The organism is Pseudomonas sp. FP215, from assembly GCF_030687795.1.
Lineage (GTDB): Bacteria > Pseudomonadota > Gammaproteobacteria > Pseudomonadales > Pseudomonadaceae > Aquipseudomonas > Aquipseudomonas salmasensis.
In genome coordinates, this window is record NZ_CP117447.1 from 413,865 (window position 1) to 437,876 (window position 24,012).

The window sequence follows — 24,012 nt, forward strand, 5'->3', positions numbered from 1 at the left end:
TAATGTAGATGCGACCCTATCCTTGGGACCGGCACCATTGTGCAGGGTCGCTCGGGCGGCCCTGCTGACGAATAGCGAAGTACAGCGCCGGGGTGTCCTGGCCACCACTGTTACCGACAGTGGAAATGGATTCACCGGCTTTTACAACATCACCTGCCGACTTGAGTAATGTCTGATTGTGGCCGTAAAGGCTCAAATAGCCATTACCGTGGTCAAGAATCACCAGCAAGCCGGCGCCCCGCAACCAATCGGCAAACACCACGCGCCCACCATGCACGGCGTGGACCTGGCTGCCGGCAGAGGCGCTGATCATCACGCCATCCCACTTGGCACGGGTGTCATCGCCACGGGTTTCCCCAAAGCGTGCCAGTAATCGACCATCAACCGGCCATGGAAGTTTGCCGCGCGCTGAGGCAAAAGGGCCGCCGAACGACTCGCCACTGCTGGAAACCAGCGGGCCAGGCGCTGCACGCGCCGGTTTGCGCGGGGCTGGAGCGTCGGTGGTGGCAGCCAGTTCGGCCTCACGCTGACGCTTTTTTTCGGCTTCCTCCTGGGCGATCAGCGCTTTTTGCCGCGCTTCTTCGGCCTCGCGTGCCTGGCGGGCCAGGGTTTCTTCGATGGTCTTGAGCACTTTGGCCAGGTCGGCCTGGTCTTGCTCGCGGGCCTGCAACTTGGCGTCGCGGGCTTTTACGTCGCTGTTGAGCTTGGCCAGGGCCTGCTGGCGCTCCTTGCGTACTTTATCGAGCTGGTCGCGCTGGGTGTCCAGGGCGGTTTTCTGATCGAGCAGCTGGGATTGCTGGTCGGCGATTTCCTGTTCGACATTGGCCAATTGGCGCAGGGTTTCGTTAAACCCCTTCAATTGCGCCAGGCGGGCCTGGCTCAGGTAATCGTAATAGGTGAGGGTGCGGGCGAATTTTTCCGGGTTCTGCTGGTTGAGCAGCAGCTTGAGGTACTCCTGGCGGCCGCTCTGGTACGCGGCACGGGCCTGGATCGCGATCAGGCGTTGCTGTTCAACGCGTGCGCTCTGGAGTTTTTTTTTCTCAGCGTCGAGTCGCTCCAGTTCCGACTCGCTCTTCTTTAGTTCTTTTTGCAGCTCCTGGACCTGCTTCTCCAGCTTGCCCATCTCGGTTTCCGTGCCGCGCAGGTCTTTCTGCACCCCGGATTTTTCTTCCTGGAGCTTGCCGAGCAGCTTTTTCAGCTCGGTAATGTCCTGACGCGTAGCGTCCAACTGTTGTTGGGTTTGTGCACGCTCATCGGCAAACGCCGGTTGGAGCAGGCAGACAAGAGCAAGGGTTATCAAGGCGCGAAGCATAGAGGCGGGCGACACCAGGGGAAAAGGACGGCCTAGTATGCCCGCCAAGCGCTGCAAAAAAAACGCCCAATTGGGGCTGGCGGGCAAGATAGGCGCCGAGTGGCGATGGTATGGCGAAAAGACATCTACCAAACACCACAAAACCAATGTGGGAGCGGGCTTGCCCGCGATTGCGGTGGGTCAGCGACATAGATGTCGACTGATTAGCCGCTATCGCGGGCAAGCCCGCTCCCACACTGTTTTGTGGCGTACTTTGGATCAGATCAGGATCGAGGTCCCGGTCATCTCCTTCGGCTGCTCCAGCCCCATCAGTTTCAGCATGGTCGGCGCCACATCCGCCAGCACGCCACCTTCACGCACTTTCAGGTCACGTTTGCCGACATAGATGAACGGCACCGGCTCGGTGGTGTGCGCGGTGTGCGCCTGGCCGGTGGATTCGTCGGACATCTGCTCGCAGTTGCCGTGGTCGGCGGTGATCAGCGCTTCGCCGCCGACTTTTTCCAGGGCGTCAACAATGCGGCCAACGCACAGGTCCAGGCATTCAACCGCCTTGACCGCCGCTTCCAGGTTGCCGCTGTGGCCAACCATGTCGCCGTTGGCGTAGTTGACCACGATTACGTCATAACGCTGGTTTTCAATGGCGTCGACGATCTTGTCGGTGACTTCCGGTGCGCTCATTTCCGGCTGCAGGTCGTAGGTCGCGACTTTTGGCGACGGGATCAGGATGCGCTCTTCGCCAGGGAACGGCTCTTCGCGGCCACCGGAGAAGAAGAACGTCACGTGGGCGTATTTCTCGGTTTCGGCGATGCGCAGCTGGGTCTTGCCGTTCTTGGCCAGGTAGTCTCCCAGCACGTTCTCCAGGCTGCCCGGGGCGAAAGCCGACGGGGCCGGGATGTTGGCGGCGTATTGGGTGAGCATGACGAACTCGACCTTTGGCTGGCGAGCGCGTTCGAAGTCCTTGAAGCCTTCATCGACGAACACATGGCTCAGCTCGCGGGCACGGTCGGCGCGGAAGTTCATGAACACCACGGCGTCGCCATCTTCGACCTTCACCGGCTCGCCGATGGTGGTGGCCTTGACGAATTCATCGCTCTCGCCACGGGCATAGGCCGCTTCCAGGCCTTCCTGGGCGGTGGCTGCGTTGAATTCGGCCTGGCCGTCGACGATCAGGTTGTAGGCCTGGGAGACCCGGTCCCAACGGTTGTCACGGTCCATGGCGAAGTAGCGGCCCACCAGGCTGGCGATGCGGCCTTTGCCCAGGGCAGCGAAGGTGGTGTCCAGCAGTTCGATGGAGGATTGCGCGCTTTTGGGCGGCGTGTCGCGGCCGTCGAGGAAGGCGTGCAGGTAGATTTTGTCAGCGCCGCGCTTGAATGCCAGTTCAGCCATAGCGACCAGGTGATCCTGATGGCTGTGTACGCCGCCGTCCGACAACAGGCCCATGAAGTGCACGGCCTTGCCGGCGGCAACGGCTTTATCGACCGCCGCGCAGATGGTCGGGTTCTCGAAGAACTCGCCATCGCGGATCGCTTTGGTGACACGGGTGAAGTCCTGGTACACCACTCGTCCGGCGCCGAGGTTCATGTGGCCGACTTCCGAGTTGCCCATCTGGCCGTCCGGCAGGCCCACGTCCATGCCGGAACCTGAGATCAAGCCGTTGGGCACGGTGGCGGTTAGACGGTCCAGTACCGGCTTATTGGCCGAGTAAACCGCGTTGTCGTGGTGGCTTTCACTGTGTCCGAAGCCATCGAGAATTATCAGGACCAAAGGTTTAGGCGTGGTAGTCATAGATCCTCTCGCGGCGTTAATAAAGGAAGACAATTGAAAAGGGAGTGGCAGTTTAAAGCGAAGTTCCAACCACGTCACCGCTTTACGGGGGTTGGCCCCCCCTGGCGGCTGTGTATACTTACCGCCATTTTAACGCCCTGGAACCTCCTTGATGGTTGATCACCTGATTGCATTTGCCACTGCCCACTACCTGCTTGTGGGCGCCTTCGTCATCCTGCTGGCGCTGCTGATCGCTCATGAACTGAGCCGCGGTGGTCGCAGCATGAGCACGTCGGAGCTGACCGCGCTGGTCAACAAGGATGAGGCCGTCGTCGTCGATATTCGCCCGGCCAAGGATTATGCCGCCGGCCATATCGTGGGCGCCCTGAACATTCCCCAGGACAAGCTGATGGCGCGCCTGGGCGAACTGGAAAAGCACAAGGCCAAGACCATCATCCTGGTCGATGCCCAGGGCCAGCACTCCGGCACCCACGCCCGTGAGATGCTCAAGACCGGCTTCACCGCCGCCAAGCTGTCCGGTGGTATCAGCAGCTGGCGTGGCGATAACCTGCCGTTGGTGAAGTGATATGAGCCAGGTTGTCGTGTATTCCAGCGATTGGTGCCCTTACTGCATGCGGGCCAAGGCCTTGCTTGAGAAAAAGGGCGTTGCCTTCGAAGAGATCAAGGTCGATGGCAAGCCCCAGGTGCGCGCCGAAATGGCCCAGAAGGCTGGCCGCACGTCGGTCCCGCAGATCTGGATCGGCACCCGGCACATCGGTGGTTGCGACGACCTGTTTGCCCTGGAGCGCGCCGGTAAACTTGATGCGCTGCTGTCCGTCTGACTCCTAAACCCTTAAGAACCCAAGATAAAGAAGGATCTGCGATGACTGATCAACAGAACACCGAAGCAGCAGAAGCTCAAGGCCCACAGTTCTCGCTGCAGCGGATCTATGTGCGTGACCTGTCGTTCGAAGCGCCAAAAAGCCCGGCCATCTTCCGTCAGGAATGGACCCCAAGCGTTGCGCTGGACCTGAACACTCGTCAGAAATCCCTGGAAGGTGACTTCCACGAAGTGGTGCTGACCCTGTCGGTCACCGTCAAGAATGGTGAAGAAGTTGCTTTCATCGCTGAAGTGCAACAGGCCGGTATCTTCCTGATCCAGGGCCTGGACGAAGCGTCCATGAGCCACACCCTGGGCGCGTTCTGCCCGAACATCCTGTTCCCGTATGCCCGTGAGACCCTGGACAGCCTGGTCACCCGTGGCTCGTTCCCGGCACTGATGCTGGCGCCGGTGAACTTCGATGCCCTGTACGCCCAAGAGCTGCAGCGCATGCAACAAGAAGGCGCGCCAACGGTTCAGTAAGCCTTCGATGTATAAAAAAAGCGCCATCACAGGCGCTTTTTTTATGTACTGCTCACGCCTGTAGGAGCGAGCTTGCTCGCGAAGAGCGTCAACGATGACGCAGCGCTATCAGGTAGCCCACATTGCCTGTTGGTTTTTCGCGAGCAAGCTCGCTCCTACAGGGAGAATGGGGGTTACTTGAAGCCCAGTTGGCGCCAGCCTTCATAGACGGCGACGGCCACGGTGTTGGACAGGTTCAGGCTGCGGCAGCCTTCACGCATCGGCAAGCGCAGGCGATGGCCCTCGGGCAATGCGTCAAGCACCTCGGCCGGCAGGCCTCGGCTCTCGGGGCCGAACAGGAACGCGTCGCCCTCGGCAAAGCTGGCATCATGAAACGGCCGCGAGCCCTTGGTGGTGAACGCGAACAGCCGTGGGTGGCCCAGGCTCTCCAGGCAGCTGGCGAGGTCGGCATGGCGCTTGAGGGTGGCGTACTCGTGGTAGTCCAGCCCGGCTCGCCGCAGGCGCTTGTCGTCCATGTCAAAGCCTAGAGGCTCGATCAAATGCAGGTGGCAGCCACTGTTGGCGCACAGCCTGATAACGTTGCCGGTATTCGGCGGAATTTCTGGTTGAAAAAGGATGACGTGAAACATGCACGGCTCCGAAGGCAAAGATGCGCTGCATTCTACCCCCGAAGACGACCCGAGACCGAAGCTATTGCCGAGGGTGTTGGGCTCATTGGCGATTGTCGGCTTGATGATTGGCTTGATGATCGGCCGCTTGACCACCCCCGAGCCGCTTGAGCTGCAACAGGTAGAACCTGCGGCGGATGGTTTGGTGGTGTGGTTCAACAAGGAACCCAAGCTGCACGGCGAGCATATCGACGGCACCGTGGCGTTGCTGTTTGACGCCCAGGGCAAGGCAGCCAGCGGGCAGCTCAAGGTCAATGACAAGGACGTGAATTGGCGCATACGCAAGACCGATGCTGGCTTACTGCTGAACCTGGTAGCGGCCCGGCCGTTGCGTGGGGAGTGGAGCGGTGCAGAGGTCGATGGCCGCTGGCGGCTGGAGATCCATCTCCACGAGCAATAAAAGAGGGAGTTCCCGGCCTGCCTGTACCAGGGCTCCCAAAACGGGGTGAAGCCTGAGGCTTCGGTGTTAAAGAGGGGATTCTCGGCCTGCCTGTACCAAGGTCCCCGAAACTGGGTAGTACTGGGGCTATTGCAGGGGGCGTGCCAAAACTTGCATTTACCGTTGGAAAAAAATGCCAAAAAGCGCAAAGCCCCGGAATACGGGGCTTTGGTTGTTTCTACGGTTAAGAACTTTGTAGCGAAAGCGATATGCGAGTTTTCTGGTCTGTGCTCAATGCCGGTTCATCGTGCATTGAAGCGGTGCACAAGCCCGAGCTTTATGAAAATCCAAATGTGGGAGCGGGCTTGCTCGCGAAGGCGGTGGGCCAGCCAATACATCCGGCGACTGACACACTGCATTCGCGAGCAAGCCCGCTCCCACATTGGATCTTCAGTGGGTTTGGGAAAATGTGATCAGGCCTCATCACCCTCATCATCATCCCCACCATCCACCTTCATCCCCAATTCCTTGATCTTGCGCGTCAGGGTATTACGCCCCCAACCCAGCAGCACGGCGGCATCGCGACGACGGCCGGCAGTGTGCTTCAACGCTGTCTCGATCATGATCCGCTCGAACGCCGGCACGGCGCTGTCCAGCAGGTTCGACTGGCCGCGTGCCAGGGCCTGGTCAGCCCATTGGCGCAGCGCCTGTTCCCAGTTGGTCACGGGGGCCGAGTCCTGCGGCAGGCTCAGCAGCTCCGGCGGCAGGTCGCTGATGTGCACTTCGCGCCCGGACGCCATCACGGTGATCCAGCGGCAGGTGTTCTCCAACTGGCGCACGTTGCCGGGCCACGGCAGGTTCTTGAGGTATTCCTCGGTCTCGCTTTTGAGCAGCTTGGGCTCGACGGCCAGCTCCAGGGCGGCGCGGCTGAGGAAGTGGCGGGCGAGGGTGGGGATGTCTTCACGACGGTCCGACATGCGCGGGATATGGATGCGGATCACGTTGAGGCGGTGAAACAAGTCCTCACGGAATTTACCCGCATGCACCAGGGTTTCCAGATTCTGGTGGGTGGCCGCGATGATGCGCACATCGACCTTGACCGGTGTATGCCCGCCCACACGGTAGAACTCGCCGTCAGCCAGCACGCGCAGCAAGCGAGTCTGGGTATCGGCCGGCATGTCGCCGATTTCGTCGAGGAACAGCGTGCCGCCGTCCGCTTGTTCAAAGCGTCCGCGACGCAGGTTGGCCGCGCCGGTGAACGCGCCTTTTTCATGGCCGAACAGCTCGGACTCCATCAAATCCTTGGGGATCGCCGCCATGTTCAGCGCAATGAACGGCGAGGCCGCCCGTGGGCTGTGGCGGTGCAGGGCATGGGCCACCAGCTCTTTACCGGTCCCGGATTCGCCGTTGATCAGCACGGTGATGTTGGAGTGGCTCAAGCGCCCGATGGCGCGAAACACTTCCTGCATCGCCGGCGCTTCGCCGATGATTTCTGGGGTGCGGGTCAGGGTCGGCGGGGCTTCCTGGTTCTGTTGTTCCTGGGCGTGCTGGTTGGCGCGCTTGACCAGCGCCACCGCCTCATCCACGTCGAATGGCTTGGGCAGGTATTCAAAGGCGCCGCCCTGGTAGGACGCGACAGCGCTGTCCAGGTCCGAGTGGGCGGTCATGATGATCACCGGCAAGCGCGGGTGCTGCTCGCGAATGCGCGCCAGCAAGTCCAGGCCACTGGCCCCAGGCATGCGGATGTCGGAAATGATCACGTCCGGCTGCTGGCGTGCCAGGCGGCTCATCACCCCATCGGCGCTGTCGAAGCTCTGGGTGGTCATGCCTTCTTGTTGCAAGGCTTTTTCGAGGACCCAGCGGATAGAACGGTCGTCGTCGACGATCCAGACAGTTTCACTACGGCTCATGTCGTGGGGGCTCCTTGTTCCAATGGCAGGAAGATCGAGAACGTGGTGTGGCCAGGGTGGCTCTCACATTCGATCAGGCCCTGGTGCTGGCTGATGATGTTCTGGGTAATGGCCAGGCCCAGCCCGGTACCGTCCGGGCGGCCGCTGACCATGGGAAAGAAGATGGTTTCCTGCAGCTCCGCAGGAATGCCGGGGCCGTTGTCGATGATCTCGACCTTGGTCACCAGGCGATGGCGCACATGGCCGATGGTGAACTGGCGCAGAGCGCGGGTACGCAGGCTGATGCGGCCCAGGCGCAGCTCGTTCTGGCTGCTGATGGCCTGCATGGCGTTGCGCACGATATTGAGTACCGCCTGGATCATCTGCTCGCGGTCGATCAACACGTCGGGAATGCTTGGGTCGTAGTCGCGCACCAGGGTGATGCAGCCCTGGCTTTCGGCCTCGACCAGTTGGCACACGCGCTCGAGCACCTCATGCACGTTGGTCATCGCCAGGGACGGCAGCTTGTTGGAGCCCAGCATGCGGTCGACCAGGTTACGCAGGCGGTCGGCTTCCTCGATGATGACGTTGGTGTAGTCCTTGAGGTGCTCGTCCGGCAGCTCGCGGGACAACAACTGTGCCGCGCCGCGAATACCGCCCAGCGGGTTCTTGATCTCATGGGCGAGGCCGCGCACCAGCATTTTGCTGGTTTCCTGCTTGGACAGCTGCGCTTCCTCCTTGGTGATGCGCAGCAGGCGGTCGCGGGGGTGGACTTCGAGCAGCAGCAGGGTCGCGCCATTGCTCAGGATCGGCGTCACGGCGTAATCGACGGTCAGCGTCTGCCCGGTCAGCGCGGTGAGCATCGCTTCGCGCTTGGTGAACGGGTGTGCCTGCTCCACGGCCTGGCGCAAAGAACTCAAGGCTTCGGCCGACTCGGTGAACAATTCGCTGATGAACTGCCCATGGCTGCGCTGGCCGCTGATGGCCAGGAGCATCTCCGCCGCCGGGTTCATGTACTCAAGGCGCAGGTCGGCATTGAGCAGGATGGTCGCGGTGGTCAGGTTGTCGAGTAACAAACGGTGCAGTGCATCGCTGATGGTCATCGGGACCTCTTTTGGAGCAAGGCGCGGGCTTGAGGCACACGCTGATACAAGGAAAATGCAAAAACCAAACCAAGGCTCCGAAAAGAAGCGCTAATGCCCTGAAATAAGGGGTTCAGGCGCGAAACTGTGGCGTTCTGCCAGCTTGAACGGGAAGTTTCGAACCAAAATGGGCTGGGCAATTGAGAAGGGTGCAGGCTATCGCACCAATATAGTGCGGTTTTATGAAGGTTGTTCAGCAACTGAAGATTTAAGGCAAATCGCAGTCAGTGTGGGAGCTGGCTTGCCTGCGATAGCGGTGGCGGATTCAACACCGCTATCGCAGGCAAGCCAGCTCCCACATTTTTAATTGGGTTTGCAGGCACTAGTTTTTGTAAATGCACAGCTCGGCGGTGGCGCGGATCATCGCCAGTTGGCGCAGCGGATCATTCAGCGGTTCGTGCACGGCCTCGGCCAGCCATTGCGGGCACTGCGGGTCGGTGCGCTGTGGAGTGAAGTCGGCCAACTGCTGCAGCAGCCTTTTTTGTAGCTCGTCCAATCGCGGGCGGATCTGCTGGACCAAGTCCGGGCGCGGGTCGTCGGGCGCCTTGCCCTGGAACTGCCAATCCGACAGGTGGGTGTATTGCACCAGTTTGTTGGCTTCGATCTGGGCGGCGAAGAACTGCTCGGCAGCGGTCGGGTCCAGCTTGTAGCTGGCAGCCTGGGCAGTAACGCTGGCGATCACCTCTTGTTCGCGCTTCTTGTCCTCCACGGGCTTGTGGCTGTCCCATTTGCTCAGCGCTACCTGGTCGGCAATTTCCAGGCGTTCGGCGATGCTGTTGAGCAAGGGGTCGAGCGTAGGCGGCGCGGCGTTTGCTGTGGCACTGGCCAATAGCAGGGCAAAGACGAGTCGATGTTTCAAGGGCGATCCTCTGTAGGAGCGAGCTTGCTCGCGAAGGTCGCTAACGATAACGCGTCAATGTTGAAAAAAATGCGGTGTCTTGGCGTTTTTCGCGAGCAAGCTCGCTCCTACAGGAAGTGCGGTGAATAATCTCAGGCAAAAAAAAGACCTCCCGAAGGAGGCCTTTTTCATCACGCTACCTTAAGCAGCGCTACCGGATCAGCAGCTGTAGTACAGCTCGTATTCCAGTGGGTGTACGAAGGTGCGTACTTTGATTTCTTCTTCGCTTTTCAGGGCGATGTAAGCGTCGATGAAGTCGTCGCTGAAAACGCCGCCTTTGGTCAGGAACGCACGGCCCTTGTCCAGCTCTTCCAGGGCTTCTTTCAGGCTGCCGCACACTTGTGGGATCTCTTTGGCCTCTTCAGGCGGCAGGTCGTACAAGTTTTTGTCGGCGGCGTCGCCAGGGTGGATCTTGTTCTGGATACCGTCCAGGCCGGCCATCATCAGGGCGGCGAAGGCCAGGTAAGGGTTGGCAGCCGGGTCCGGGAAGCGTGCTTCGATACGACGGCCTTTAGGGCTGTTGACGTAAGGAATACGGATCGAGGCAGAGCGGTTGCGTGCCGAGTAGGCCAGCATCACCGGCGCTTCAAAACCTGGGACCAGACGCTTGTAGGAGTTGGTCGACGGGTTGGTGAAGCCGTTCAGGGCCTTACCGTGCTTGATGATGCCGCCGATGAAGTACAGGGCGGTATCGGACAGGCCGGCATAGCCTTCGCCAGCGAAGGTGTTCTTGCCGTCTTTGGAAATCGATACGTGAACGTGCATGCCCGAGCCGTTATCGCCGTACAGCGGCTTAGGCATGAAGGTAGCGGTGCGGCCATAGGCATCGGCAACGTTGTGCACGCAGTATTTCAGGGTTTGAACTTCGTCAGCCTTCTTCACCAGCGTGTTGAATTTCACACCGATTTCGTTCTGGCCGGCAGTCGCCACTTCGTGGTGGTGAACTTCAACGGTCTGGCCCATTTCTTCCAGTGCGTTGCACATGGAGGTACGGATTTCGTGGTCGAAGTCGAACGGTGGTACTGGGAAGTAGCCGCCTTTCACGCCTGGACGGTGGCCTTTGTTGCCGCCTTCCACGTCCTGGTCGGACATCCACGAGCCTTGCTCGGAGAAAATCTTGAACATGGAGCCGGAGATGTCGGATTTGAACTTCACCGAGTCGAAGATGAAGAACTCTGGCTCAGGGCCGAAGAATGCGGTGTCGCCGATACCGGTGGACTTCAGGTATTCCTCGGCACGGTGGGCGATGGCGCGTGGGTCGCGGTCATAGCCTTGCATGGTCGAAGGCTCGATGATGTCGCACACCAGGATCAGGGTTGGCTCTTCGGTGAACGGGTCGAGTACGGCGGTGCTGTCGTCTGGCAGCAGGATCATGTCGGAGGCTTCGATGCCTTTCCAGCCGGCGATGGAGGAACCGTCGAACATCTTGCCGACTTCGAAGAAGTCATCTTCCAGCGCATCGCGAGCCGGCATGGTCACGTGGTGCTGAGTGCCTTTTGTGTCCGTGAAGCGCAGATCAATCCATTTAACGTCATGATCTTTGATGAGTTGAACCGACTTCGACATGGTGTCCTCCGGGTGGCTTCGGGCTTGGGTAGTGGAGTTAGCCCTTAGAATTTGGGTGATGCCGGCGCGGATACTCCGCCAAGGCAACCTGCCTCACAAGAGAGCAAATTGCATGCCAGTGCGCCAACATGGCCGTTTTGCCTCAAAATGGCCCCTATAACGGTGCAATCGGCAAAAACGGCATAAGTCGCGCACTGCAATGTAGCGTTTATTTGGGTAAATGACCCGTTTTGGTGCGTTGCATGTGCAATGCATATTAACTGGTTAAACCTTGAGCGATTTCCGCTATAATCCGCGCCCCCCTTTTTCAGCAGGCCCGGCGCGCGCTGTTTCCATGAAATTAATCGTTAAAGTCTTCCCCGAGATCACCATCAAGAGCCGACCGGTACGGACGCGTTTCATCCGTCAGTTGGCCAAGAACATCCGTGCCGTGCTCCGTGACCTGGACCCGGCTGTGGTGGTGAACGGCGTGTGGGACAACCTCGAGCTGGAAACCCGCATTACCGACGCCAAAGCCTTGAAGGACATGACCGAGCGCCTGAGCTGCATGCCGGGCATCGCGCATTTCCTGCAGGTGGATGAGTACCCGCTGGGCGACTTCGACGACATCACCGAAAAGTGCAAGCAGCACTACGGCAGTGCGCTTGAAGGCAAGATTTTTTCGGTGCGTTGCAAGCGTGCCGGCAAGCATCCGTTCAGCTCCATGGACGTCGAGAAATACGTCGGCAGCAAGCTGCGTCGCGAGTGCGGTGCCGCTGGAATTTCCCTGAAAGCGCCACAAATTGAAGTGCGCATGGAAATTCGCGACCAACGGTTGTTTGTGATCCACAGCCAGCACAACAGCATCGGCGGCTACCCGCTGGGCGCCCTGGAACAGACCCTGGTATTGATGTCCGGCGGTTTCGATTCCACGGTGGCGGCCTACCAGATCATGCGTCGCGGCCTGATGAGCCACTTCTGCTTCTTCAACCTGGGCGGGCGTGCACATGAATTGGGCGTGATGGAAGTCGCTCACTTTATCTGGAAGAAATACGGCAGCTCCCAACGCGTGCTATTTGTAAGCGTACCGTTCGAGGAAGTGCTGGGCGAAATTCTCGGCAAAGTCGATAACAGTCATATGGGCGTAGTATTGAAGCGTATGATGTTGCGCGCTGCGTCCAGAATCGCCGATCAATTGCAGATCGACGCCCTGGTGACCGGCGAAGCGATTTCCCAGGTTTCCAGCCAGACGCTGCCTAACTTGTCGATCATTGACTGCGTGACCGAGAAGCTGGTGCTACGCCCGCTGATCGCCAGCCACAAGCAGGACATCATCGACCTGGCAGAGCAAATCGGCACCGCCGACTTTGCCAAGCATATGCCTGAATACTGCGGGGTCATTTCGGTGAACCCCAAGACTCACGCCAAGCGTCACCGCGTGGAGCATGAAGAGAAAGAATTCGACATGGCGATTCTGGAGCGTGCGCTCGAGAACGCCAAGCTGGTCCCAATCGATCGGGTGATCGACGAGTTGGGCCAGGATGTAAAAATCGAAGAAGTCAGCGAAGCCCTGGCCGGCCAGATCGTCATCGACATCCGTCACCCGGATGCCGCTGAGGATGAGCCGCTGGAAATCGCTGGCATCGACGTGCAAACGCTGCCGTTCTACGCACTGAACGCGCGTTTCAAGGAACTGGATAACAGCCGTCAGTACCTGTTGTATTGCGACAAAGGCGTGATGAGTCGCCTGCATGCCCACCATTTGCTCAGTGAGGGGCATGCCAATGTGCGCGTTTATCGACCGAGCTAAGAGCCCGGGGCTGTTTGCCTGTGGCCTGCGTCACCGGCCCCCCGACTCTGCCGTCAAGCTGTAACGGCAAGGCCTGACTCTACTGTTAATCGCTGCCACGACCTGTCAGCACACCGAATCCTCTGATCGAGATACACAAGTGATCGAAAATCTACGTAACATCGCCATCATTGCTCACGTTGACCATGGTAAAACCACCCTGGTAGACAAACTCCTGCGTCAATCCGGCACCCTGGAGCGCAACGAGCTCAACGACGAGCGCGTGATGGACTCCAACGACCAGGAAAAAGAGCGCGGTATTACCATCCTGGCAAAAAACACCGCTATCAACTGGAACGGCTACCACATCAACATCGTGGATACCCCGGGCCACGCCGACTTCGGCGGCGAAGTAGAACGCGTAATGTCGATGGTTGACTCCGTTCTGCTGCTGGTTGACGCTCAAGACGGCCCTATGCCGCAAACCCGTTTCGTGACCAAGAAGGCTTTCGAAGCCGGCCTGCGTCCGATCGTGTGCATCAACAAGGTTGACCGTCCAGGCGCGCGTCCGGACTGGGTTCTGGACCAGATCTTCGACCTGTTCGACAACCTGGGTGCTACCGAAGAACAGCTGGACTTCCAAGTCATCTACGCCTCGGCCCTGAACGGTATTGCTGGTCTTGACCACACCGACATGGCTGAAGACATGACTCCGCTGTACCAGTCGATCGTCGACAACGTACCAGCACCGAAAGTTGACCGTGAAGGCCCGTTCCAGATGCAAATCTCGGCACTGGACTACAACAGCTTCCTGGGTGTTATCGGCGTTGGCCGTATCGCTCGTGGTAGCGTCAAGCCGAACACCCCGGTTGTCGCTATCGGCGCTGACGGCAAGAAGCGTAACGGTCGTATCCTGAAGCTGATGGGTCACCACGGTCTGCACCGTGTAGACGTTGAAGAAGCTTTCGCTGGCGACATCGTCTGCGTGAGCGGTATGGACTCGCTGTTCATCTCCGACACCCTGTGCCAGCCGGACAACGTCGAGGCGATGAAGCCTCTGACCGTTGACGAGCCAACCGTTTCCATGACCTTCCAAGTAAACGACTCGCCTTTCTGCGGTAAAGAAGGCAAGTTCGTGACCTCCCGTAACATCAAGGAGCGTCTGGACAAAGAGCTGCTGTACAACGTTGCTCTGCGCGTTGAAGAAGGCGACTCGGCTGACAAGTTCAAGGTCTCCGGCCGTGGTGAGCTGCACCTCTCGGTACTGATCGAAACCATGCGTCGCGAAGGCTTCGAAATGGGTGTTGGTCGTCCGGAAGTGATCATCCGTCAGGTTGACGGCGTGAAGCAGGAACCGTTCGAAAACGTCACCATCGACACCCCTGAAGAATCCCAGGGCAAGGTCATGGAAGAGATGGGCCTGCGTAAGGGCGACCTGACCAACATGGTGCCGGATGGCAAAGGCCGTGTGCGTCTGGAATACAACATCCCTGCTCGTGGTCTGATCGGTTTCCGTAACCAGTTCCTGACCCTGACCAACGGTGCTGGCATCCTGACCTCGATCTTCGATCGCTACGACACCATGAAGTCCGGCGACATGTCCGGCCGTCAGAACGGTGTTCTGGTATCGGTAGAAACCGGCAAGGCGCTGACCTACTCCCTGGAAACTCTCCAGGCGCGTGGCAAGCTGTTCGTTGAACACGGTCAAGAGATCTACAACGGCCAGATCGTTGGTCTGAACAGCCGTGACAACGACATGGGCGTCAACCCAACCAAAGGCAAGAAGCTCGACAACATGCGTGCTTCGGGCAAAGACGAAACCATCGCTCTGGTTCCACCTGTTCGCTTCACCCTGGAACAGGCCCTGGAATTCATCCAGGACGACGAGCTGTGCGAAGTCACGCCTAAGTCGATCCGCCTGCGTAAGAAGATCCTGGACGAAGGCGAGCGTACCCGCGCTGCCAAGAAAGCCAAGAACTGAGTTAACTCAGGCTGAATGAAAAACGCCCCCGGTCGAAAGGCCGGGGGCGTTTTTTTATGCCTGATCGTTCCCACGCTCTGCGTGGGAACGCCGCTTGGGACGCTCCGCGTCCTGCTTTCAAGAGCGGACGCAGAGCGTCCACAGCTGCATTCCCACGCAGAGCGTGGGAACGATCAAAAACTTAGAACTTGTCGAGGGTCTTGAAGTTGGTCTCGCGCACCACTTCTTTGGGCTTGTACGCGCAATACCCTGGCCGCGGCCCGATTTTCGGGTGGTTGCGGCAGGTATCCGGGCGCTTGTCATAAATAGTGCAAAAGCGCGTCTTACGATCCAGGTACAGGCAGTCGTTGTTGCTCATGCGCTGCAGGGTGAAAATTTCGGACTTGTTGTTGTACCGCTCGACGATGCCTTCTTTCTGCAAACGCTTGGCGATGTTCTTGGGCGGATCGCCGCGCTCGAACTCATCGACGATGCCAATGCGGATCAGGTCCTTGATCTTCACCTCCACCGGCAGCGTGCAGCAGCTGGACACGCAACCACCGCACATGTGGGCGGAGTATTTCTGCCAGGTCTCTAGACGGTCGAGTTCCGCGGCGGCGATCAGTTGAGGCTTCATCAAGGTTCCAAGGTGGGGCGTTATCCGGGCGCGCGATCATACCGGGATTGGTGGTTTTTTGAACAATATTTTGCAGGTTTCAGCTCAAAGGTTTGGCCAGGGCCTGATCGGGCACGACCCCTGCATCAAATTCAGCCACAGGCCAATGAGTTAAAAAACTGCCGAACCAGCGCGTCTACCGTCTGTCAGACCGACTAGGCTCTAGCAACTCCTTCAATCTCGCCCGAGGTCGCACCGATGTCTCAGGAACCGCTTGCACGAGAAGCAGAGGTAGCCGCATTCCGCGATGCTGTCTTGACCAAACTCACCTACGCGGTGGGCAAGGACCCGGATCACGCCTTCGACCATGACTGGTTCGAAGCCATTGCCCTGGCCGCCCGCGACCAGATGGTCGATCACTGGATGGACCACACGCGGCGTATTTATCGCAAAGGCCAGAAGCGTGTTTATTACCTGTCCCTGGAATTTCTCATCGGCCGTCTGCTCTACGACAGCCTGAGCAACCTGGGGGTGCTGGAGATCGCTCGCGAAGCGCTGTCGGAGCTGGGCGTGGATCTGGAACGCATCCGCCTGCTGGAGCCCGACGCGGCGCTCGGCAATGGTGGCCTGGGCCGTCTGGCGGCGTGCTTTATGGAAAGCATGTCGACCCTCGGCATTGCTGGCCACGGCTATGGCATCCGTTATGAACACGGCCTGTTCCGCCAGGCGATTGTCGACGGTTGGCAGCAGGAACAGACCGAGCGCTGGCTGGATTTTGGTAACCCTTGGGAATTCGAACGCGCCGAAGTGATTTACCCGATTGGCTTTGGCGGCAGTGTCGAAACCGTGGCGGACGCGTCCGGCAAGATGATCCAGGTGTGGTCGCCCAACGAAACCGTACGTGCCGTTGCCTATGACACGCCGGTCGTCGGCTGGCGCGGCGCCAGCGTCAACACCCTGCGCCTTTGGCGTGCGCGCGCCGTAGAAGACCTGCACCTGGAGCGCTTCAACGCCGGTGACCATTTGGGCGCCGTCGCCGAAGTGGCCCGCGCCGAAAGCATCTCCCGCGTGCTTTACCCGGCCGACAGCACCGAAGCAGGGCAGGAACTGCGCCTGCGCCAGGAATATTTCTTCGTCTCTGCGTCCCTGCAAGATTTGCTGCGCCGCCACAAGAACATGCACGGGTCGGTATTGAGCCTGGGCGAACACGCCGCCATCCAGCTCAACGACACCCACCCGTCCATCGCCGTGGCCGAGTTGATGCGCCAGTTGGTCGACTTGCATGACATTCCCTGGGAAGCCGCGTGGGATGTCACTGTCGAGACCCTTTCGTACACCAACCACACCTTGTTGCCCGAAGCGCTGGAAACCTGGCCTGTCGGTTTGATGGAACGCATGCTGCCGCGGCACATGCAGATCATCTACCTGATCAACGCCCAGCACATCGACTCGCTGCGTGCCAAAGGCATCCACGACTTTGATGTTTTGCGCGCTGTGTCGCTGATCGAAGAGGACAACGGCCGCCGCGTGCGCATGGGCAACCTGGCGTTCCTGGGCTCCCATAGCGTCAACGGCGTGTCCGGTTTGCATACCCAGTTGATGCGCAGCACGGTGTTCTCCGAACTGCACAAGCTCTACCCCGAACGCATCAACAACAAAACAAACGGCATTACCTTCCGCCGCTGGCTGTACCAGGCCAACCCCAAGCTGACCGATATGCTGGTGGAGGCGCTGGGCCCGGACATTCTCGACCAGCCCGAACAGCGCCTGATCGAGTTGGAACCCTTTGCCGAGAAGCCGGCCTTTCGCAAAGCATTTGCTGAGCAGCGCCTGCACAGCAAACGCGCCCTGGCGCAGATCATCCATGAGCGCCTGGGCATTGCGATCAACCCGGCGGCGATGTTCGACGTGCAGGTCAAGCGTATTCACGAGTACAAGCGCCAACTGCTTAACCTGCTGCACACCGTGGCGCTGTACCAGGCGATCCGTGCCGAGCCGGGCATCGACTGGGTGCCTCGGGTGAAGATCTTTGCCGGTAAGGCGGCGGCCAGCTACCACCAGGCCAAGCTGATCATCAAGCTGACCAACGACATCGCCCGCACCGTCAACAACGACCCGACCGTGCGCGGTCTGCTCAAGGTGGTGTTCCTGCCCAACTACAACGTCAGCCTGGCGGAAAGCATCATTCCGGCAGCGGATTTGTCGGAGCAGATTTCCACCGCCGGCTTCGAAGCGTCGGGCACCAGCAATATGAAGTTCGGCCTCAACGGTGCACTGACCATCGGCACCATGGACGGCGCGAACGTGGAAATGCACGAGCGTGTCGGCGCCGAGCACATGTTTATCTTTGGCCTCAGTGCCCAGCAGGTGGAAGCTCGCAAGCATGCCGGCGAGTTCAGCGCCGGGCCGGACATCGCCGCGTCCCACCGTTTGAATGACGTGCTGCAAGCCATCCGTGGCGGGGTGTTTTCGCCGGATGACCCGGGGCGCTATGTGGGCCTGATCGATGGGCTGATCGACTACGACCGCTTCCTGGTGTGTGCCGACTTTGACGCCTACTGGGACGCCCAGGCGCGGGTCGAAGCGCATTGGCACGACTCCAAGGCCTGGTGGCGCTCGGCGGTGCTCAACACGGCGCGCATGGGCTGGTTCAGCTCGGACCGCACCATCCGCGAGTACGCCACCGAGATCTGGAAAGCCCTCGACTAACTGATACCCCTGTAGGAGCGAGCTTGCTCGCGAAGAACCTCAACGATAACGCTTGCTTGCTGAATGAACGCGGCGCGTGTGAGTTTTTCGCGAGCAAGCTCGCTCCTACAGAGGGTTGTGGCGCCGGGTCGTGAACTCTATTGGCGTTAAATCCTCTGATTAGAGGAAATCAGCCCCGACTCGCGCTAAACTGCGCGGGTTTTTAGCCCCCCCATTCTCCGGAGCCGTCCATGTCCCGCGTTACCTTGAGTCGCTATTTGATCGAGCAGACCCGCAGCAACAACACGCCTGCCGATCTGCGCTTCCTTATCGAAGTGGTGGCGCGTGCTTGCAAGGAAATCAGCCACGCCGTTTCCAAAGGCGCACTGGGCGGTGTCCTGGGCAGCATGGGCACTGAAAACGTGCAGGGCGAAGTGCAGAAGAAGCTGGACGTGCTGTCCAACGAAATCCTGCTCGAAGCCAACGAATGGGGCGGCCACCTGGCCGGCATGGCGTCCGAAGAAATGGACAATGCCTACCAGATCCCAGGCAAATACCCGAAGGGCGCATACCTCTTGGTATTCGACCCCCTGGACGGTTCGTCCAACATCGACATCAACGCACCGGTTGGCACCATCTTCTCGGTACTGCGGTGCCCCAACGAATACCTGAGCCAGAACGAAGCCCTGAACGAAAAGGCCTTCCTGCAGCCAGGCACTGAGCAAGTCGCTGCCGGCTACGCAATCTACGGCCCACAGACCATGCTGGTGCTGACCCTGGGCGATGGCGTCAAAGGCTTTACCCTGGACCGTGAAATGGGCAGCTTCGTACTCACCCACGAAGACATTTCGATTCCTGCTTCTACCCAGGAATTTGCCATCAACATGTCCAACCAGCGCCACTGGGAAGAACCGGTGAAGCGCTACGTCAACGAGCTGATGGAAGGCGAAGAAGGCCCGTTGAAGAAGAACTTCAACATGCGCTGGGTGGCCGCGATGGTTGCCGACGTGCACCGCATCCTGACCCGTGGTGGCCTGTTCATGTACCCACGCGACAGCCGCGAGCCCTCCAAGCCAGGCAAGCTGCGCCTGATGTACGAAGCCAACCCGATGTCGTTCCTGGTTGAACAGGCAGGCGGTGCTTCCACCGACGGCCACCAGCGTATCCTCGACATCCAGCCGGAAGGCCTGCACCAGCGTGTGGCGGTGTTCCTGGGTTCGAAAGAAGAAGTTGAGCGCGTGACGGCTTATCACAAGAAGTAAAATCTTGCGGTAACAAAAAAGCCCCGAAATGCGCTCAGCGCTTCGGGGCTTTTGTTTTTATTGAATAAGGTTTTTCAGCAGCAACGCCTGCAGGTTTTTCCGAGTGTCGGCGATGATGTGGACGTAAATGATCGGGTCTCGAATTTCGTAGATGATCCGATTCATGCCACAGACAACCTGGCGATATTGGCTGAGATTCAACTTCTCGATCTCTTGCGGTATCGAGCCAGCATAGGGTTGAGACTCAAGCAGCCGTATGGCCTGTTTCATCGCGTCGTAGGACTGCTGCCAGGTCGATGTCGAGAACTGCCGGATGAGGTATGACTTGATGTCTTTAAGGTCGCGTTTTGCCGAGTGAAGAATCACAACCTTGAATGTCGTTGAGCGTCGTCCTTGTCCAGCTCGGCGAACACGTCCTCCATGTTCTGAAACTGCCCCAATTCAATCTGCCGGTTGCCCAGGGCCAATAGCTTTAACAAGGCCATGGTTTCTGCCTGCTCCTCAAAACTCTTCACATCCATCACCACCAGCTTCGCTTCGCCATTTTGGGTGATGACCAGGGGTTCGCGGCTTTCAGTGAGTGTTTTGACGATCTCGGCGGTATGACTTTTCAGGTAGCTGATTGGCTTTATTTGGGAAGAGAATTTCATGGTTTGGCCCTGGCTCGAGATGGGACTGATTTTAGTCTTAATTTGGACTTTGCCAGGCAGCAACTGATGAAAGGCGGTGATTTTTCACTCGAAAACACTGTTCAAGGGGCCAGTTCACATAAAAAATAAATAGCACCCCCCATCGGGAACCAGACACCTCTTTTCCCTTCTAAGCTTCTGGCAGATACCCCAGCTGCTTTGTCTCTCCAGGAGCTTTTCCATGTCTATACGCCGTCTCGCCCTGCTGGCTTTTTGCGTGCTCTTAGCCGCTTGCAGCAAGGTCACCCAAGAAAACTACCAAAAGCTCTCAGCCGGAATGGCCAAGGCCGAGGTGGAGTCGTTGCTGGGCAAGCCAACCGATTGTTCCGGCGCACTGGGCATGTCCAGCTGCACCTGGGGCGATAAAAACAGCTTTATCAGCGTGCAGTACGCCGGTGACAAAGTTCTGATGTTTTCCGGGCAAGGCCTGAAGTAAACCGGGGCGCGAGCCTGCGGGAGAAGAAGAATGATGCGTTTTGTTTTGTTCCTTTGCGCCAGCCTGTTTTTGGCGGGCTGTGCCAGCCATTCTGGCGATGATCTGCAACCCAAGACGGCGAGCAACGTCAACCTCAAGCGTTACCAGGGCACCTGGTATGAGTTGGCCCGGTTGCCGATGTACTTCCAGCGCAACTGTGCGCAATCCGAAGCCCGCTATACCTTGCTGCCTGATGGTGACATGTCGGTGTTCAACCGCTGCCTGACGCCTGAGTGGAAATGGCAAGAGGCCAAAGGCACGGCAACGCCGCAGGTGCCAGGCAAGACCGACAAGCTGTGGGTGGAATTCAATAACTGGTTTACGTCACTGTTGCCGGGCGTTGCCAAGGGCGACTACTGGGTGTTGTACGTCAGCGATGACTACAAGACCGCCATCGTCGGCAGCCCGAGCCGGCGCTATATGTGGATCCTGTCGCGCACGCCGACGGTGAGTGCCGATACCCGCGAAGACCTGCTGAGCAGGGCGCGACAGCAAGGGTATGACACCACGCGGCTGATCTGGCGTACGTCGGACAAGCAGATGGCAAAGTCCTCTCAGTAATCCTGAGTACCCTCAATCCAATGTGGGAGCTGGCTTGCCTGCGATAGCATCAACCCGGTGTAACTGATGCACCGGGTTGTCTGTATCGCAGGTAAGCCAGCTCCCACAGTTGTTATGGATTGGCCGTTAGTGCAGCAAGTCCTTAAGGACCTGGGTGAATGCCTGGCGGCTGTCTTCTTCGCCAGCATGATGCCCGTCTCGCACCACCCACTTGCCATTGACCAGTACATCGCGCACTTGCCGATCACCACCGGCAAATAGCCAGCGGTTGAGAATCCCATCCTCACTGGCCGTCGCCAGGTACGGGTCGCTACCGTCCAGCACAATCCAATCCGCACGCTTGCCCACTTGCAGCCGACCAATCGGCTGGCCCAGCGCTTGTGCGCCACCGTCCAGCGCAGCATCGAACAGCGTGCGACCCACCATCGGTTGGTCACTGCGGTACAGCCGATTACGCCGCTGATCACGCAGGCGCTGGCCGTATTCCAGCCAACGCAATTCTTCCACCACACTCAGTGATACATGGCTGTCGGAGCCGATACCCATGCGCCCACCTTGGGCGAGGAAGTCCACCGCCGGGAATATCCCATCGCCCAGATTGGCTTCGGTGGTCAGGCACAAACCGGCAATCGCTCGGCTGTTGGCCATGCGGGTGACTTCATCGGCATCAGCATGGGTGGCGTGCACCAGGCACCAGCGCTCATCCACCTCGACATTGTCATACAGCCATTGCAACGGGCGCTTGCCGCTCCAGGCCATGCAGTCGTCGACTTCTTTTTGCTGTTCAGCGATGTGGATATGCACCGGGCAGGCCTTGTCACTGGCGGCCAGCACGGTGTGGATTTGTTCGGGGGTTACGGCGCGCAGGGAATGGAAGCACAGGCCCAGTTGCTGCGCTGGTTGTGCCGCCAGAATGGGCTGCAAGCGGGCTTGCAGGTCCAGGTAGTGTTCAGTGCTGTTGATAAACCGTCGCTGGCCTTCATTTGGCGCCTGGCCACCAAAGCCTGCGTGGGTGTAGAGCACCGGCAGCAAGGTCAGGCCGATCCCGCTGCTGGCGGCCGCCTGGCTTATCTGGCGGGACAGTTCCGTACGGTCGGCGTAGGGCTGGCCGCTGAGATCGTGATGCACATAATGAAACTCGGCCACCGAGGTGTAGCCGGCCTTGAGCATTTCGATATACAGCTGGCGCGCGATGACCTGTAACTGCTCGGGGTTGATCTTGCCGACCATGCGGTACATCAAATCGCGCCAGGTCCAGAAACTGTCATTGGGGTTGCCGGCCACTTCGGCCAAGCCTGCCATGGCACGTTGGAAGGCATGGGAATGCAGGTTCGGCATGCCCGCCAACACCGGGCCCTTGAGCCGTTCGGCGCCTTCTGCACTGGCATTGGGCTCAACCTTTGTCAGCAGGCCATCGGCGCTGACTTCAAGACGTACATCGTTGGCCCATCCATTAGGCAGCAGTGCGCGTTCGGCAAAGAAAGCGGACATGATCAAGGCACCCCGGTCGTGTGTTTATTTGTATATACATATACAGACGTTTGCCTGCTCGGTAAACTCCGGCAATCTATGCATCTTTTTCCCCCGCAAGGATTCCCTGTGCCGACTCCGCCCGCCAACTCTTCGCTGGCTGCCCACATGGACGAAAGTCCGGCGCCCTTGTATGCCCGCGTCAAACAGATGATCAGCCAGCAGATCCTCAACGGCAACTGGCCGCCCCATTACCGCGTGCCGTCGGAAAGCGAGTTGGTCAGCCAGTTGGGCTTCAGCCGCATGACCATCAACCGCGCCCTGCGCGAGCTGACCGCCGAAGGCTTGCTGGTGCGCATGCAAGGCGTTGGTACGTTCGTGGCTGAGCCTAAAAGCCAATCGGCCCTGTTTGAAGTGCACAACATCGCCGATGAAATCGCCTCCCGCGGGCATCGGCACACCTGCCAAGTGATCACCCTGGGCGAAGAGGCCGCCGGTTCCGAGCGCGCCGTCGCCTTGGAAATGCGCGAAGGCGGGCGCGTGTTCCACTCGTTGATCGTGCATTACGAGAACGACATTCCCGTGCAAATCGAAGACCGTTTCGTCAACGCCCTGGTTGCGCCGGAATACCTGCAGCAAGACTTCACCCAGCAAACCCCCTACGCCTATTTGAACCAGGTCGCGCCGTTGACTGAGGGTGAGCATGTGGTTGAGGCGATCCTCGCCGATGCCGCCGAGTGCAAGTTGTTGCAGATCGAGCCGAGCGAGCCGTGCCTGTTGATTCGCCGGCGTACCTGGTCGGGTCGCCAGCCGGTGACGGCGGCGCGGTTGATCCACCCCGGTTCCCGTCATAGCCTGGAAGGACGTTTCAGCAAATGAGTACTGTGAAAGTCTGGCGCGCCGCCGACTACGTGCGCATGCCGTGGAAAAACGGTGGCGGCAGCACTGAAGAAATCGCCCGTGATGCGGGCACCGGCCTGGATGGATTTGGCTGGCGCCTGTCGATCGCCGACATCGCCGAGTCGGGTGGCTTTTCCACTTTCGCCGGCTATCAGCGCGTGATCACGGTGATCAAAGGCGCTGGCATGGTGCTGACCGTAGACGGTGAGGAGCAACGCGGCTTGTTACCGTTGCAGCCGTTTGCGTTCGAGGGCGAAAGCCAGGTGTCATGCCGTTTGATCACCGGGCCGATTCGCGACTTCAACCTGATCTACTCGCCACAGCGTTACCATGCACGCTTGCAGTGGGTGGATGGTGTGCAGCAGTTTTTCAGCACCGCGCAGACGGTGCTGGTGTTCAGCGTGGCGGATGAAGTGAAGGTGCTGGGCGAGAAGCTCGGCCACCATGATTGCCTGCAAGTGGACGGTAACACGGGCCTGCTGGATATCTGCGTCACTGGCCGCTGCTGCATCATCGAACTGACCGCGCGCGGTTAAAAACTGTGGGAGCTGGCTTGCCTGCGATAGCCATAGGTATCTACACAACTTTAATGCGACGCATGACCTGTGGAGAGGAAGCTTGCTCCCGTGACGGCCCCGGCGG

General features: G+C 59.2%; 23 protein-coding genes. 12 read left to right on the forward strand and 11 right to left on the reverse strand.

What is annotated here, in order from left to right; genetic code table 11:
* Nucleotides 1-16: 16 nt before the first annotated feature.
* Together PSH76_RS01785 and gpmI are read right to left on the reverse strand one after the other, a co-directional pair.
* Nucleotides 17-1,312, reverse strand: a complete 1,296-nt coding sequence (locus PSH76_RS01785) for a murein hydrolase activator EnvC (RefSeq protein WP_305493515.1) — start codon at nucleotides 1,310-1,312, stop codon at nucleotides 17-19.
* A 258-nt stretch (nucleotides 1,313-1,570) separates the two neighbouring features.
* On the reverse strand, nucleotides 1,571-3,097 hold the full coding sequence (gene gpmI / locus PSH76_RS01790; RefSeq protein WP_305493516.1) for a 2,3-bisphosphoglycerate-independent phosphoglycerate mutase: 1,527 nt from the start codon (nucleotides 3,095-3,097) through the stop codon (nucleotides 1,571-1,573).
* A 151-nt stretch (nucleotides 3,098-3,248) separates the two neighbouring features.
* Between gpmI and PSH76_RS01795 the strand changes: the two genes are divergently transcribed.
* Genes PSH76_RS01795 through secB form a run of 3 tightly spaced genes read left to right on the forward strand, consistent with a single transcriptional unit; the run spans nucleotide 3,249 to nucleotide 4,439 of the window.
* Complete coding sequence (locus tag PSH76_RS01795) at nucleotides 3,249-3,662, forward strand: rhodanese-like domain-containing protein (RefSeq protein WP_305493517.1); 414 nt, start codon at nucleotides 3,249-3,251, stop codon at nucleotides 3,660-3,662.
* 1 nt (nucleotide 3,663) lies between these two features.
* A complete protein-coding gene (gene grxC, locus PSH76_RS01800) occupies nucleotides 3,664-3,918 on the forward strand; it encodes a glutaredoxin 3 (RefSeq protein WP_003187797.1) in 255 nt (84 codons plus the stop codon).
* Nucleotides 3,919-3,959: 41 nt separating this feature from the next.
* Nucleotides 3,960-4,439, forward strand: a complete 480-nt coding sequence (gene secB, locus PSH76_RS01805; protein WP_032894017.1) for a protein-export chaperone SecB — start codon at nucleotides 3,960-3,962, stop codon at nucleotides 4,437-4,439.
* A 173-nt stretch (nucleotides 4,440-4,612) separates the two neighbouring features.
* Here secB and PSH76_RS01810 read toward each other — a convergent pair whose 3' ends face one another.
* Nucleotides 4,613-5,068 carry a tRNA (cytidine(34)-2'-O)-methyltransferase gene (locus PSH76_RS01810; protein WP_065930799.1) on the reverse strand — a complete coding sequence of 152 codons (456 nt, stop codon included), beginning with the start codon at nucleotides 5,066-5,068 and terminating at the stop codon, nucleotides 4,613-4,615.
* Here PSH76_RS01810 and PSH76_RS01815 point away from each other — a divergent pair.
* Nucleotides 5,067-5,507, forward strand: coding sequence for a hypothetical protein (locus PSH76_RS01815; protein ID WP_305493518.1), 441 nt, complete (start codon nucleotides 5,067-5,069; stop codon nucleotides 5,505-5,507). The two genes, PSH76_RS01810 and PSH76_RS01815, sit on opposite strands and share 2 nt — an antisense overlap.
* A gap of 452 nt (nucleotides 5,508-5,959) precedes the next feature.
* Here the strand turns inward: PSH76_RS01815 and ntrC are convergent, their stop codons facing one another.
* From ntrC to glnA, 4 genes are all read right to left on the reverse strand, one after another.
* Nucleotides 5,960-7,396 (reverse strand): nitrogen regulation protein NR(I), encoded by a 1,437-nt coding sequence (gene ntrC, locus PSH76_RS01820; protein WP_003187806.1) that lies wholly within the window; start codon nucleotides 7,394-7,396, stop codon nucleotides 5,960-5,962.
* Nucleotides 7,393-8,478: a nitrogen regulation protein NR(II) gene (gene glnL / locus PSH76_RS01825; protein WP_014716523.1), complete on the reverse strand. Its 1,086-nt coding sequence runs from the start codon at nucleotides 8,476-8,478 to the stop codon at nucleotides 7,393-7,395. The genes ntrC and glnL overlap by 4 nt, the downstream gene beginning before the upstream one ends.
* 361 nt (nucleotides 8,479-8,839) lie before the next feature.
* The gene (locus tag PSH76_RS01830; RefSeq protein ID WP_305493519.1) at nucleotides 8,840-9,376 is read right to left on the reverse strand and encodes a chorismate mutase; all 537 of its coding nucleotides are present in this window, start codon (nucleotides 9,374-9,376) and stop codon (nucleotides 8,840-8,842) included.
* A gap of 198 nt (nucleotides 9,377-9,574) precedes the next feature.
* Nucleotides 9,575-10,981, reverse strand: coding sequence for a type I glutamate--ammonia ligase (glnA, locus tag PSH76_RS01835; RefSeq protein ID WP_003187811.1), 1,407 nt, complete (start codon nucleotides 10,979-10,981; stop codon nucleotides 9,575-9,577).
* A 334-nt stretch (nucleotides 10,982-11,315) separates the two neighbouring features.
* Between glnA and thiI the strand changes: the two genes are divergently transcribed.
* Both thiI and typA read left to right on the forward strand, forming a co-directional pair.
* Entirely contained in the window at nucleotides 11,316-12,770 is a 1,455-nt protein-coding gene (gene thiI / locus PSH76_RS01840) for a tRNA uracil 4-sulfurtransferase ThiI (protein ID WP_032894010.1), read from the forward strand.
* Nucleotides 12,771-12,909: 139 nt separating this feature from the next.
* Entirely contained in the window at nucleotides 12,910-14,730 is a 1,821-nt protein-coding gene (gene typA, locus PSH76_RS01845) for a translational GTPase TypA (RefSeq protein ID WP_003187814.1), read from the forward strand.
* A gap of 181 nt (nucleotides 14,731-14,911) precedes the next feature.
* On the opposite strand, the gene PSH76_RS01850 is transcribed toward typA, so the two are convergent.
* Entirely contained in the window at nucleotides 14,912-15,346 is a 435-nt protein-coding gene (locus tag PSH76_RS01850) for a YkgJ family cysteine cluster protein (protein ID WP_003187815.1), read from the reverse strand.
* Nucleotides 15,347-15,583: 237 nt separating this feature from the next.
* On the opposite strand from PSH76_RS01850, the gene PSH76_RS01855 reads away from it, so the two are divergent.
* Together PSH76_RS01855 and PSH76_RS01860 are read left to right on the forward strand one after the other, a co-directional pair.
* Nucleotides 15,584-18,034, forward strand: coding sequence for a glycogen/starch/alpha-glucan phosphorylase (locus PSH76_RS01855; protein ID WP_032894008.1), 2,451 nt, complete (start codon nucleotides 15,584-15,586; stop codon nucleotides 18,032-18,034).
* A 230-nt stretch (nucleotides 18,035-18,264) separates the two neighbouring features.
* Entirely contained in the window at nucleotides 18,265-19,275 is a 1,011-nt protein-coding gene (locus PSH76_RS01860; protein WP_003187818.1) for a class 1 fructose-bisphosphatase, read from the forward strand.
* A 57-nt stretch (nucleotides 19,276-19,332) separates the two neighbouring features.
* On the opposite strand, the gene PSH76_RS01865 is transcribed toward PSH76_RS01860, so the two are convergent.
* Nucleotides 19,333-19,641, reverse strand: coding sequence for a type II toxin-antitoxin system RelE/ParE family toxin (locus tag PSH76_RS01865; protein ID WP_305493520.1), 309 nt, complete (start codon nucleotides 19,639-19,641; stop codon nucleotides 19,333-19,335).
* A complete protein-coding gene (locus PSH76_RS01870) occupies nucleotides 19,638-19,925 on the reverse strand; it encodes a type II toxin-antitoxin system Phd/YefM family antitoxin (RefSeq protein WP_305493521.1) in 288 nt (95 codons plus the stop codon). The genes PSH76_RS01865 and PSH76_RS01870 overlap by 4 nt, the downstream gene beginning before the upstream one ends.
* 220 nt (nucleotides 19,926-20,145) lie before the next feature.
* On the opposite strand from PSH76_RS01870, the gene PSH76_RS01875 reads away from it, so the two are divergent.
* Both PSH76_RS01875 and PSH76_RS01880 read left to right on the forward strand, forming a co-directional pair.
* Nucleotides 20,146-20,400, forward strand: coding sequence for a hypothetical protein (locus PSH76_RS01875; RefSeq protein ID WP_003187823.1), 255 nt, complete (start codon nucleotides 20,146-20,148; stop codon nucleotides 20,398-20,400).
* A 30-nt stretch (nucleotides 20,401-20,430) separates the two neighbouring features.
* The gene (locus PSH76_RS01880; RefSeq protein ID WP_014716529.1) at nucleotides 20,431-21,000 is read left to right on the forward strand and encodes a lipocalin family protein; all 570 of its coding nucleotides are present in this window, start codon (nucleotides 20,431-20,433) and stop codon (nucleotides 20,998-21,000) included.
* 126 nt (nucleotides 21,001-21,126) lie between these two features.
* On the opposite strand, the gene PSH76_RS01885 is transcribed toward PSH76_RS01880, so the two are convergent.
* The gene (locus PSH76_RS01885) at nucleotides 21,127-22,491 is read right to left on the reverse strand and encodes a formimidoylglutamate deiminase (protein WP_305493522.1); all 1,365 of its coding nucleotides are present in this window, start codon (nucleotides 22,489-22,491) and stop codon (nucleotides 21,127-21,129) included.
* Nucleotides 22,492-22,638: 147 nt separating this feature from the next.
* Here PSH76_RS01885 and hutC point away from each other — a divergent pair, with 147 nt between their 5' ends.
* Nucleotides 22,639-23,349 carry a histidine utilization repressor gene (gene hutC, locus PSH76_RS01890; RefSeq protein WP_224796965.1) on the forward strand — a complete coding sequence of 237 codons (711 nt, stop codon included), beginning with the start codon at nucleotides 22,639-22,641 and terminating at the stop codon, nucleotides 23,347-23,349.
* The gene (locus PSH76_RS01895) at nucleotides 23,346-23,906 is read left to right on the forward strand and encodes a HutD family protein (RefSeq protein WP_032894002.1); all 561 of its coding nucleotides are present in this window, start codon (nucleotides 23,346-23,348) and stop codon (nucleotides 23,904-23,906) included. Before hutC ends, PSH76_RS01895 begins: the two co-directional genes overlap by 4 nt.
* Nucleotides 23,907-24,012: the final 106 nt, after the last annotated feature.